The organism is Pluralibacter sp. (assembly GCF_019237635.1).
Lineage (GTDB): Bacteria > Pseudomonadota > Gammaproteobacteria > Enterobacterales > Enterobacteriaceae > Enterobacter_B.
Genome location: NZ_JAFAGS010000050.1, coordinates 18,810 through 30,644 on the forward strand (window position 1 = coordinate 18,810; position 11,835 = coordinate 30,644).

The window sequence follows — 11,835 nt, forward strand, 5'->3', positions numbered from 1 at the left end:
GTTCACATGGGCGCTTACCTGATTCGCCGATTACTGCTGGTGATCCCAACGCTGTGGGCCATCATCACTATCAACTTTTTTATCGTCCAGATAGCCCCCGGCGGCCCGGTCGACCAGGCGATCGCCGCCATCGAATTCGGCAACAAAGGCAATCTGCCCGGCGCAGGTGCCGAGGGAATGGGCGCATCCCACGCCAGAACCGGCGTCGGCAACATCAGCGAAAGCCAGTATCGCGGCGGTCGCGGGTTAGATCCTGAGGTGATCGCTGAAATCACCCACCGTTATGGCTTTGATAAGCCGCTCCACGAGCGATACTTTAAAATGCTGTGGGACTACCTGCGGTTCGATTTTGGCGACAGCCTGTTTCGCAGCGCCAGTGTGCTGCAGTTGATCAAAGAAAGTCTGCCGGTTTCGATTACGCTTGGGCTCTGGAGCACGCTGATTATCTACCTGGTTTCCATCCCGCTGGGGATCCGTAAAGCGGTGTCTAACGGCAGTCGATTTGATACCTGGAGCAGCGCATTCATTATCATCGGCTACGCCATTCCGGCCTTCCTGTTCGCCATCGTGCTGATTGTGTTTTTTGCCGGCGGTAGCTACTACGATCTCTTTCCCCTGCGCGGGCTGGTGTCTGCGAATTTCGCCACCCTGCCCTGGTATCAAAAAATCACGGACTACCTGTGGCACATCACCCTGCCCGTGCTGGCCACGGTGATCGGCGGCTTCGCCGCCCTTACCATGCTGACCAAGAATTCCTTTCTCGATGAAATTCGTAAGCAGTATGTCGTCACCGCGCGCGCGAAAGGCGTCAGTGAGCGACACATTCTCTGGCGACACATTTTCCGTAACGCCATGCTGCTGGTTATCGCCGGGTTTCCCGCCACGTTCATCAGTATGTTTTTTACCGGCTCGCTGCTCATTGAGGTGATGTTCTCCCTTAACGGCCTCGGGCTGCTCGGCTATGAAGCGACCGTCTCCCGCGATTACCCTGTGATGTTCGGCACGCTGTATATTTTCACCCTGATTGGCCTGCTGCTGAATATCCTCAGCGATATTTGCTACACGCTTGTCGATCCGCGCATCGATTTTGAGGGCCGCTGATGTTTCGCTTAAGCTCCGTCAACCAGGCCCGCTGGGCGCGCTTTCGCCATAACCGTCGCGGTTTCTGGTCGCTGATTTTCTTTCTGCTGATTTTTGTCTGTAGCCTCTTTTCAGAACTTATCGCCAACGATCGGCCGCTGCTGGTGCAGTACCAGGGCAGCATCTACTTTCCGGCGCTGAAAACCTACAGCGAAAAAACCTTCGGCGGCGAATTTGCCACCGCTGCCGATTATCAGGATCCGTGGCTGCAAAAACAGCTGAGCGACAACGGCTGGGTGCTGTGGGCGCCCATCCGCTTTGGCGCAACCGCCATTAACTTCGCCACTGACCGCCCCTTTCCCTCGCCGCCGTCACGGCAAAACTGGCTCGGTACAGATGCTAACGGCGGCGATGTGCTGGCGCGCATCCTTTATGGTACGCGGATCTCACTGCTGTTCGGCCTGATGCTGACGCTGTTCTCCAGCGTAATGGGCGTAATGGCAGGCGCGATTCAGGGCTACTACGGCGGTAAGATAGATCTGTGGGGGCAGCGTTTTATCGAGGTATGGTCGGGGATGCCCACGCTGTTTTTGATTATTCTGCTCTCAAGCGTGGTGCAGCCCAACTTCTGGTGGTTGCTGGCCATTACCGTGGTGTTTGGCTGGATGGCGCTGGTTGGCGTCGTGCGCGCTGAGTTCCTGCGCACCCGTAACTTCGACTATATTCGCGCCGCCCAGGCGCTCGGCGTGAACGACCGGGGCATTATTTTCCGTCATATGCTGCCCAATGCGATGGTCGCGACGCTGACCTTTCTGCCCTTTATTCTATGCAGCTCGATAACCACGCTCACCTCGCTCGACTTCCTCGGTTTTGGTCTGCCGCTCGGTTCTCCGTCGCTGGGCGAGCTGCTGCTACAGGGGAAAAATAACCTGCAGGCGCCGTGGTTAGGCATTGCCGCCTTTTTATCCGTTGCGGTGCTGCTGTCGCTGCTGATCTTTATCGGCGAAGCGGTGCGCGACGCATTTGACCCAAGTAAGGCGGTATAAGATGACGCAGCCACTGTTAGCCATTGATAACCTGTCCATCGCCTTTACCGCCCAGGGGCAGCAGCGCATCGTGGTCCGTGACCTGTCGCTGCAGGTCAATGCTGGCGAAACGCTGGCGCTGGTTGGCGAGTCAGGTTCCGGTAAAAGCGTTTCGGCGTTGTCGGTACTGCGCCTGCTGCCATCGCCGCCGGTCAGCTACCCGGGCGGCGATATCCACTTTCATGGGCAATCGCTGTTGCAGGCCGACGAACGCACCCTGCGCGGAATTCGCGGTAATCGCATCGCCATGATTTTCCAGGAGCCGATGGTTTCCCTCAACCCGCTCCATAACCTTGAAAAGCAACTGTATGAAGTGCTGTCGTTGCATCGCGGCATGCGTAAGGAAGCAGCACGCGCGGAGATCCTCGACTGTCTCGATCGCGTCGGTATCCGCCGCGCCCGGGAACGACTGACGGATTTCCCGCACCAGCTCTCCGGCGGCGAGCGTCAGCGTGTGATGATTGCGATGGCGCTGCTCACCCGACCAGAACTGCTTATCGCCGATGAGCCAACCACCGCGCTGGACGTTTCCGTCCAGGCGCAGATTCTGCAGTTGCTGGGCGAACTCAAACGCGAGCTCAATATGGGTCTGCTGTTTATCACCCATAACCTCAGCATTGTGCGTCGGCTGGCGGACAACGTCGCGGTAATGCAGGACGGTCGTCGGGTCGAACAAAACAGCGCCAGCGCGCTCTTTGCCAACCCGCAGCACCCTTACACCGTGAAGCTGCTGAACAGCGAACCGTCGGGCGACCCGGTGCCGCTTACCGATAACAGCGCCCCGTTGCTGCAGGTGGAAAACCTGCAGGTGTCGTTTCCGGTTCGTCGGGGTATTCTTCGCCGTATCGTGGATAACAATCTGGTGGTGAAAAACCTGAGCTTCACCCTGCGGGCGGGAGAAACGCTAGGGCTGGTGGGCGAGTCCGGGTCAGGGAAAAGCACCACCGGGCTTGCTCTGCTGCGCCTGATTGCTTCCCAGGGTGAGATGACCTTCGACGGTCAGCCGCTGCAGGGCCGCAACCGCCAGCAGATGCTGCCGTTGCGCCATCGCATTCAGGTGGTGTTTCAGGACCCTAACTCGTCGCTTAACCCACGCCTGAACGTGCTGCAAATCGTCGAAGAGGGGCTGCGCGTGCATCAGCCGGCGCTAACGCCAGCTCAGCGTGAAGCTGAAGTCGTTCGCGTCATGCAGGAGGTAGGGCTCGATCCCGAAACCCGCTGGCGTTATCCGGCGGAGTTCTCTGGCGGGCAGCGCCAACGCATCGCCATCGCCCGGGCGTTGATCCTCAAACCGCAGTTGATTGTACTGGATGAGCCGACCTCATCGCTTGATCGCACCGTTCAGGCGCAGATCCTCACGCTACTGAAAACGCTGCAGCAAAAGCACCGTCTGGCCTACATTTTCATTAGCCACGATCTGCATGTCGTGCGTTCGCTGTGCCATCAGGTGATTGTACTGCGGCAAGGAGAGGTGGTAGAACAGGGCGATTGCCAGCGCGTGTTTGACTCACCGGCGCAGGCTTATACTCGCCAGTTACTGGAATTGAGCTGACGGTCAGAAAGGGTTATTGCCGGAAAACGGTTCCGCAATCGCCACGCCGCAGTTTTTCAGGCGGCAGGTTGCCGCGAACTCGTCCTGACGGTTAACGAACAGACACGGCTCGCCCTCACACTCCAGCACCGAGCTATGGACAGCGATATCGCTGAGCGCCTGGCTAAGTTTCTGCATGACCGGCCATGCGCTATCACCGTCCGGGCTCAACAGTTTGAGTGCCACAAGGCTGTTATCACCGGCAGCGCCGTTTTGCGGAATCGGTTCAACTCTTGAACCTGCAAAACCCGCCAGCCAGCGATAATTCTGCGGCAGCCGGTGAACGATGGATAGTTGTAATGTACTCACGCTTTTTCCCCGGAAGCAAAGTGCTTCACAATTATTTCACATCCATATTAACACATTGTTGACAAATCGTCCTGCATCCAGAAAAGAAACGCCGAAACTACGGGTTGTATGGGTAAATAAAGCTAATTTGTTGCGACAAGGCAAACGCCAATGATGCACGATGGCGCTATATGTACCCGTTTCTGTGATCCAAAACAATCGTTTTATCTACAATGGTGTGACTTTTTACACTAATTGAATTTACATTATGGAAACATATAGTAGCTGTACGACGTTTGTTCCGGTTGACGTGCATCAAAAAAGGGGCTGATTTTGCCCCTTTTTTGCTGACTAATTCGTGATTTTTCGCCGCCTGCTGGCGTAGAGGTAGAACAGAATTGAGCAACTGGCGCAAATCGCGATAGAAAGTATCATCGGCCAGGCGGTGGTGAAGGTCGCCATTGACAGCAATGCGCCAACAATCGCCCCTATGCCAAAGCGGAACGTCCCGGCAAGAGATGAAGCCGTCCCCGCCATATGCGGAAACTCATCAAGGATAACCGCCATCGCGTTCGATGAAACCATTGAGACACAACCGACGAAGGCAGCTACCCCCAGCACCAGCGACCAGAAGCCAGCGCCTAGCAGCGCGCAGACCACCAACCATCCAGCCATCGCAAACTGGATCCACAACCCCGCGCGAAACATGTTCAGCGCCCCAACCCGGCGGACAAAGCGGCTGTTAATCATAGTCATGATGAACAAAAACACGATGTTCAGCGCGAAATAGTAACCAAAGTGCTGCGGCGCAACGTGGTTTAACTCGATATAAACAAACGGTCCGGCACTCAAAAACGAAAACATCCCGGCAAAACTGAAGCCGCTCGCCAACATGTAGCTCAGTACGCGTTTATGGCGAAACAGCGAGGAGAAGTTGCCAATCGTGGTGCGAATATGAAACTTCTGTCGGCGCTCCGGCGGCAGCGTCTCCTGAATAAAGAAAAAGATCATGGTCGACGCCAGCAGCGCGGCCCCCGCCAGGATCCAGAAAATCGTATGCCAACTGAACCAGACCAGTACCGCACCACCCGCCATCGGCGCCACCAGCGGCGCGATAGTCGTCACCAGCATGACAAAGGACATCATGCGGGAGAACTCTTCCTTAGGATAGATATCGCGCATCAGGGCGTTAATCACCACGCTTGCCGCAGCGGCGGCAAGGCCGTGGAAAAAGCGCATGACGATCAGATGTTCAATCGTCTGCGACAGCGCGCAGGCCACCGCCGCCGCCGCGAACACCAACGTACCGCCGAGGATAACCGGCTTGCGCCCCAGGCTGTCGGCCATCGGCCCGTACAGCAACTGCCCGAGCGCAAAACCCAGAATGTAGGTACTGAGCGTCATCTGCGCGCTACCGGCCGGTACGCCGAACTGCGCGGAGATAACCGGCAGCGCAGGCAGATACATATCAATAGAAAGCGGCATCAACATGGCCAACAGGCCAAGAATAAGGACGATACTCAATGACGAGTGCTGCCTGTTGGTCACAAGTTAACTCCTGCAATTAACGCATCGGCAAGCCAACGCTTGCGATTTCATCTTCCGTCAGCGGACGGTACTCACCCGGCGCAAGCTCAGGGTCAAGCGCAATGGCCCCGATACGCTCGCGATGCAGCTCAATGACCCGGTTACCCACGGCAGCGAACATACGCTTCACCTGATGGTAGCGGCCTTCGCTGATGGTCAGACGCACCTCGGTGGCCGTGATGACCTCAAGCTGCGCCGGTTTGGTCAGCGTTTTTTCATTATGCAGCTGAATACCATGGGCGAATTGTTCTGCCGTGTCATCGCCAAGCGGCGACTCCAGCGTCACCCGATACGTTTTCTCACAGTGGTGGCGCGGGGACGTAATGCGGTGCGACCATTGTCCATCATCCGTCATCAGCACCAGGCCGGTAGTATCGATATCCAGACGCCCCGCGGCATGCAGCTTATGGGTGACCGGTTCATCAAGGAAGTAGAGCACCGTCGGGTGATCCGGGTCATCCGTAGAGCACACGTACCCCTGCGGTTTGTTGAGCATAAAGTAGCGCGGGCCGGTTTGCTGAACCAGCGAGTTGCCATCATAGGCCACGTCGTGTTCTGGCTGGAGTTTAAACGCGGTATCTTTGACGATGTCGCCATCCACGGTAACGCGGCTGGCGCGAATTTCACGCCCGGCAATGGCACGGCTGACGCCGAGTTGCTGAGCGATAAACTTATCGAGTCGCATGAAATTTTTTTAGCCTGTAAGAGTGCGGGTGTCGGGACTGGCCCGAAAAAGAAGCAATAACAACGTTTAAGTATAACGGCCTGGCGATACCACTCAAGCGAAAAGATTCATGGCATACTATTTGCGAGCTTGAATTAATCAATCAACAAAACGATGACTTTTACACTTCGCCCCTATCAGCAGGAAGCCGTTGACGCCACCCTCGCCCACTTTCGCCAGCATCAGCAACCCGCGGTGATTGTCCTGCCCACCGGCGCCGGCAAAAGCCTGGTCATTGCCGAACTGGCAAGGTTAGCGCGTGGACGTGTGCTGGTGCTCGCTCACGTGAAAGAACTGGTCGCGCAAAACCATGCCAAATACCTGGCGCTGGGGCTGGAGGCGGATATTTTTGCCGCCGGACTTAAGCGCAAAGAGAGCCACAGTAAGGTGGTGTTCGGCAGCGTGCAGTCCGTGGCGCGCAATCTGGCGCATTTCCAGGCGGCGTTTTCCCTGCTGATCGTCGATGAGTGTCACCGCATCAGCGATGACGACGACAGCCAGTACCAGCAAATTCTCGCCCACCTGCGGCAGGCGAACCCTGGGTTGCGTCTGCTGGGCCTGACCGCCACACCGTTTCGCCTCGGCAAAGGCTGGATTTACCGCTTTCATTATCACGGCATGGTGCGCGGCGATGAAAAGGCGCTGTTTCGCGACTGCATCTATGAGCTGCCGCTGCGCTACATGATTAAGCACGGCTATCTGACCCCGCCGGAACGGCTGGATATGCCGGTGGTGCAGTACGATTTCAGCCGCCTGCAGGCGCAGAGCAACGGCCTGTTCAGCGAAGCCGACCTTAACCGCGAGCTGAAAAAGCAGCAGCGCGTGACGCCGCATATTGTCAGCCAGATAGTGGAGTTCGCCCAGACGCGTAAAGGCGCCATGATTTTTGCCGCCACCGTCGAGCACGCGCGGGAAATCACCTGCCTGCTGCCCGCCGAGGAGGCGGCGTTGATCACCGGCGAAACGCCCGGCGTTGAACGCGATCGGCTGATTGAGCTGTTCAAAGCGCAGCGCTTTCGCTACCTGGTCAACGTAGCGGTGCTGACGACGGGATTCGACGCCCCGCATGTCGATCTTATCGCCATCCTGCGACCAACCGAATCCATCAGTCTTTACCAGCAAATTGTCGGCCGCGGCCTGCGCCTGGCGCCGGGTAAAACCGACTGTCTGATCCTCGATTATGCTGGAAACCCGCACGACCTCTACGCGCCGGAAGTCGGCGCGCCAAAAGGGAAAAGCGATAACGTGCCGGTGCAGGTCTTCTGCCCTGCCTGCGGTTTCGCCAATACGTTCTGGGGAAAAACCACCGCCGACGGCACGCTGATTGAACACTTCGGCCGACGCTGTCAGGGGTGGCTTGAAGATGACGATGGTCATCGCGAACAGTGCGATTTCCGCTTTCGCTTTAAACACTGCCCGCAGTGCAATGCAGAAAATGATATCGCCGCCCGCCGCTGTCGCGAGTGCAATACCGTGCTGGTCGACCCGGACGACATGCTGAAAGCAGCGCTTAGGCTTAAGGACGCGCTGGTGCTGCGCTGTAGCGGTATGGCGCTTCAGCACGGCCAGGATGAAAAAGGCGGTTGGCTTAAAATTACCTACTACGATGAAGACGGCGCCGACGTCAGCGAGCGCTTTCGCCTGCACACCCCGGCGCAACGTACCGCCTTTGAGCAGCTGTTTATTCGCCCGCATACCCGTACGCCCGGTATTCCTCTGCGCTGGATTACCCCCGCCGATATCCTTAGCCAGCAGGCGCTGCTGCGGCATCCGGATTTTGTGGTCGCCCGTCAAAAAGGCCAGTTCTGGCAGGTGCGCGAAAAGGTGTTTGATTACGAAGGACGCTTTCGCCGGGCGAATGAATTACGCGGATAGGCCGCTTTTCATTGCCCTGCCCTACAATGAGGGCTATAATGCCGCCCGCTTTTGCATGTGCAAAGCAGAACACTTACCTGTTGCTGGGTCGCCTGTAACAGGATTTACTTTAAAGAGAGACTTCAATGTTTACTTTTGATGTAGCAGTACGTAAAGAGCAGGGTAAGGGTGCGAGCCGCCGCCTGCGCGCAGCTAACAAAGTTCCGGCTATCGTTTACGGTGGCGCAGCTGCTCCGGTATCTGTCGAACTGGATCACGACAAAGTATTTAACGCTCAGGCTAAAGCTGAGTTCTACTCTGACGTTCTGACCCTGGTTATCGACGGTAAAGAAGAGAAAGTGAAAGTTCAGGCTGTACAGCGTCACGCGTACAAGCCAAAAGTAACTCACATCGACTTCGTTCGCGCTTAATCGCCGGCCGGTCAAAAAACCCCGCTTCGGCGGGGTTTTTTTTGCTTATTTTCCGCTGGTGCGACGTGAAAGCTGGTCGCGCAGATTCGGCGGCGTGCCTTTGATTGTCAGCGTATCCGTCGCCGGGTCCCAGAAAATACGCTCGCCAAGCAGCATGGCATCAAAGTTGATGGTCAACCCGCCGCCGCTGCCAGCATATTTGGTCAGTTGGCGCAGCGTGCTGCGATCCGCCGGGAAGCTCTCTTCCAGCTCATAGCCTTTATCGGCGGTAAAGTCCTGGAAGCTGACCTCGCTGACGCCCGACAGTTCCCTGGACAGCGACTCAAGCTCAATCTCTTCACCGGCCTGCAACTGCTCGTTGCAGTAGGCATAGACCTGCTGGCGAACGTTCTGACGTTCAGATTTATCCAACTGCGCCTCGGCGGTAAAGTCGTCCACCGCCTGCAACAGGCCGCGGTTTTGCGCTTTCGCGTTGAGACCTTCGCTGGCGCCGAGGAAATCCATAAAGAAGTCAGAGACCTTACGCCCTACCCGCCCTTTGAGGAAGGTCAGATAACGGCTGGACTCCGGATTGGTTTCCCATTCAGTGATATCGATGCGCGCCACGATATCCGCGTGGTTGATATCCAGATAATGGGTCGAGCTGATATCCAGATTTTCGTTCACCCGCATGCTGCTGAGGTTATTGAGCACCGCCACCAACAAATACTCCACCGCCAGATAGCGGTAATGGCAGAACAGCACCACGCCGCCGTCGGCAAACGGATACTTCGCCAGCTCGTCGCGCAGACGTCCCGTGGCGGCGCGGCTGAACGCCAGAAAATCCTCTTCACCCTGACGGTGCAGGCGCAGCGCCTGCGCCAGCTCGCTCTCTTCATTAAACAGGCCATAGGCTTTGCTTTTCGCGCTGTAGACCCGATGCAGCTCGGCCATCATCTCTTCGACCGTCGCCGTCGGCTCCAGCAAGGTATCGCGCAGCACCAGCTCAAGATTCTGCTCATCGCGCTTGATCAACTGATGCAGGGCAATCTGGTTGATATCCAGACTCATGTTAAACTCTCCTTTTAGACCGGGCGGTATTCAACCACCGCTGACGCGACTGTGTAAAGTCGAAAAAAAGCGGAAAAAAAGCTGCTGCTACGGTAATATGTTGCCCTTTCATGAACAAACAGATTTTGATTTATGCCGCAACTCTCCCGCTATAGTGATGAACATGTTGAACAGCTGCTCAGTGAGCTGCTTAACGTACTGGAAAAACATAAGGCACCGACCGACCTGTCTCTGATGGTGTTGGGCAATATGGTGACGAACCTGATTAATACCAGCGTTGCGCCAGCGCAACGTCAGGCGATTGCGCGTTCCTTTGCTCAGGCGCTGCAGTCATCCATCAGCGACGATCCGGCGCACTAAGGAAGACATACAACAGTTTATGGTGACTCATCGTCAGCCCTATCGTGAAAAAGTGTCCCAGATGGTCAGTTGGGGGCACTGGTTCGCCCTGTTCAACATCCTGTTGGCCACGGTTCTCGGTAGCCGCTATCTGTTTGTCACCGACTGGCCGACAACGCTTGCGGGTCGCCTTTATTCGTATATCAGCCTTGTCGGTCATTTCAGCTTTCTGGTGTTCGCCACCTATTTGCTGATTCTGTTCCCTCTTACCTTTGTCGTTATTTCGCAGCGGCTCATGCGCTTCTTATCCGCCATTCTGGCCACCGCCGGAATGACGCTGCTGCTTATCGACAGCGAAGTCTTTACCCGCTTTCACCTGCACCTCAATCCCGTCGTCTGGGAACTGGTCATCAACCCCGACCAGAACGAGATGGCCCGCGACTGGCAGTTGATGTTTATCAGCGTGCCGGTAATTTTGCTTATTGAGATGCTGTTCGCCACCTGGAGCTGGCAAAAGCTGCGCAGCCTGACGCGCCGCCGCCACTATGTCCGGCCGGTTGCCTGGGTTTTCTTTATCGCGTTTATCGCCACCCACGTGATGTACATCTGGGCCGATGCGAACTTCTATCGCCCGATTACCATGCAGCGCGCTAACCTGCCGCTCTCCTACCCGATGACCGCGCGTCGTTTTCTGGAGAAACATGGCCTGCTGGATGCGCAGGACTACCAGCGTCGCCTGGTGGAGCAAGGCGATCCTGAAGCCGTGACGGTCCAGTATCCGTTAAGCGATTTACGCTACCGCGATATGGGTACGGGGCAGAACGTTCTGCTGATCACCGTGGATAACCTTAACTACTCGCGCTATGAGAAACTGATGCCTTCTCTGGCGAGCTTCGCGCAGAAAAACATCAATTTCACCCAGCATATGAGCACAGGGAATGCGACGGACAACGGTATCTTCGGTCTGTTCTACGGCATCTCGCCGAGCTATATGGATGGCGTACTCTCCGCACGCGTTCCTGCGGCGCTGATTTCCGCGCTTAACCAGCAGGGTTATCAGTTAGGTCTGTTCTCGTCTGACGGCTTCGCAAGCCCGATGTATCGCCAGGCGCTGCTGTCCGATTTCTCGTTGCCGCCGTCAAAAGCTCAGAGCGACACCCAGACCGCCAGCCAATGGATAAACTGGCTTGGCAGCTACGATCAGGATGAAAACCGCTGGTTCTCGTGGATTTCCTTTAATGGCACCACTCTTGACGAAAGCCAGCAGCAGAACTTTACCCGCCGCTACAGTCGCGCCGCCGCGGCGGTGGACGAACAGATCGGCCGCGTGCTGTCCGCGCTGCAAGAGTCCGGTAAGCTGGATAACACCGTGGTGATCATTACCGCCGCGCACGGTGAACCGCTGGATGCGCAACGCAAGCTGTTCGACTGGTCGCGCCCGCAATTACAGGTGCCGCTGATTATTCACTGGCCGGGTACCCCGGCACAGCAGATTAGCACGCTGACCGACCATAAAGACGTGATGACGACGCTAATGCAGCGCCTGCTGCACGTCAGCACGCCTGCCAGCGAATACTCTCAGGGTCAGGATCTGTTCAGCGCGACGCGCCGCCACTACTGGGTCAGCGCCGCCAACGGCAACGCGCTGGCAATCACCACGCCTCAAGTGACGGTAGTACTTGATCATAACGGCAGCTACCGAACCTGGGACAGCGACGGTAAAAAAGTGAAAGATCAGAAACCGCAGCTAAGCCTACTGCTGCAGGTGCTGACGGACGAAAAACGCTTTATTGCTAACTGATTGAT

11 protein-coding genes are annotated in these 11,835 nt (G+C 56.6%); 7 read left to right on the top strand and 4 right to left on the bottom strand.

All coding sequences use genetic code 11. The features are described from left to right. Positions 1-6: 6 nt before the first annotated feature. From JO226_RS06095 to yejF, 3 genes are read left to right on the top strand one after another with little or no spacing between them, the layout of a single operon-like run. Positions 7-1,101, top strand: coding sequence for a microcin C ABC transporter permease YejB (locus tag JO226_RS06095; RefSeq protein ID WP_293534675.1), 1,095 nt, complete (start codon positions 7-9; stop codon positions 1,099-1,101). Beyond that, positions 1,101-2,126, top strand: coding sequence for a microcin C ABC transporter permease (locus tag JO226_RS06100; RefSeq protein WP_293534678.1), 1,026 nt, complete (start codon positions 1,101-1,103; stop codon positions 2,124-2,126). Before JO226_RS06095 ends, JO226_RS06100 begins: the two co-directional genes overlap by 1 nt. A 1-nt stretch (position 2,127) precedes the next feature. Continuing rightward, entirely contained in the window at positions 2,128-3,717 is a 1,590-nt protein-coding gene (gene yejF / locus JO226_RS06105; protein WP_293534681.1) for a microcin C ABC transporter ATP-binding protein YejF, read from the top strand. A gap of 3 nt (positions 3,718-3,720) precedes the next feature. On the opposite strand, the gene JO226_RS06110 is transcribed toward yejF, so the two are convergent. From JO226_RS06110 to rsuA, 3 genes are all read right to left on the bottom strand, one after another. Beyond that, the gene (locus JO226_RS06110) at positions 3,721-4,065 is read right to left on the bottom strand and encodes a YejG family protein (RefSeq protein ID WP_293534684.1); all 345 of its coding nucleotides are present in this window, start codon (positions 4,063-4,065) and stop codon (positions 3,721-3,723) included. A 330-nt stretch (positions 4,066-4,395) separates the two neighbouring features. Continuing rightward, positions 4,396-5,592, bottom strand: coding sequence for a Bcr/CflA family multidrug efflux MFS transporter (locus tag JO226_RS06115; RefSeq protein WP_293534687.1), 1,197 nt, complete (start codon positions 5,590-5,592; stop codon positions 4,396-4,398). A 16-nt stretch (positions 5,593-5,608) separates the two neighbouring features. After that, positions 5,609-6,316, bottom strand: a complete 708-nt coding sequence (gene rsuA / locus JO226_RS06120) for a 16S rRNA pseudouridine(516) synthase RsuA (protein WP_293534689.1) — start codon at positions 6,314-6,316, stop codon at positions 5,609-5,611. Between the two features lie 153 nt (positions 6,317-6,469). Here rsuA and JO226_RS06125 point away from each other — a divergent pair, with 153 nt between their 5' ends. Together JO226_RS06125 and rplY are read left to right on the top strand one after the other, a co-directional pair. Continuing rightward, positions 6,470-8,230 carry a DEAD/DEAH box helicase gene (locus tag JO226_RS06125; RefSeq protein WP_293534692.1) on the top strand — a complete coding sequence of 587 codons (1,761 nt, stop codon included), beginning with the start codon at positions 6,470-6,472 and terminating at the stop codon, positions 8,228-8,230. A 125-nt stretch (positions 8,231-8,355) separates the two neighbouring features. Further along, positions 8,356-8,640, top strand: a complete 285-nt coding sequence (gene rplY / locus JO226_RS06130; RefSeq protein WP_293534695.1) for a 50S ribosomal protein L25 — start codon at positions 8,356-8,358, stop codon at positions 8,638-8,640. Between the two features lie 45 nt (positions 8,641-8,685). Here rplY and yejK read toward each other — a convergent pair whose 3' ends face one another. Continuing rightward, positions 8,686-9,690, bottom strand: a complete 1,005-nt coding sequence (yejK, locus tag JO226_RS06135) for a nucleoid-associated protein YejK (RefSeq protein WP_293534698.1) — start codon at positions 9,688-9,690, stop codon at positions 8,686-8,688. Between the two features lie 132 nt (positions 9,691-9,822). Here yejK and JO226_RS06140 point away from each other — a divergent pair, with 132 nt between their 5' ends. Together JO226_RS06140 and yejM are read left to right on the top strand one after the other, a co-directional pair. Next, complete coding sequence (locus tag JO226_RS06140; RefSeq protein WP_293534700.1) at positions 9,823-10,050, top strand: YejL family protein; 228 nt, start codon at positions 9,823-9,825, stop codon at positions 10,048-10,050. A gap of 19 nt (positions 10,051-10,069) precedes the next feature. Beyond that, positions 10,070-11,830 carry an LPS biosynthesis-modulating metalloenzyme YejM gene (yejM, locus tag JO226_RS06145; protein ID WP_293534703.1) on the top strand — a complete coding sequence of 587 codons (1,761 nt, stop codon included), beginning with the start codon at positions 10,070-10,072 and terminating at the stop codon, positions 11,828-11,830. The last annotated feature ends 5 nt before the right edge of the window (positions 11,831-11,835 follow it).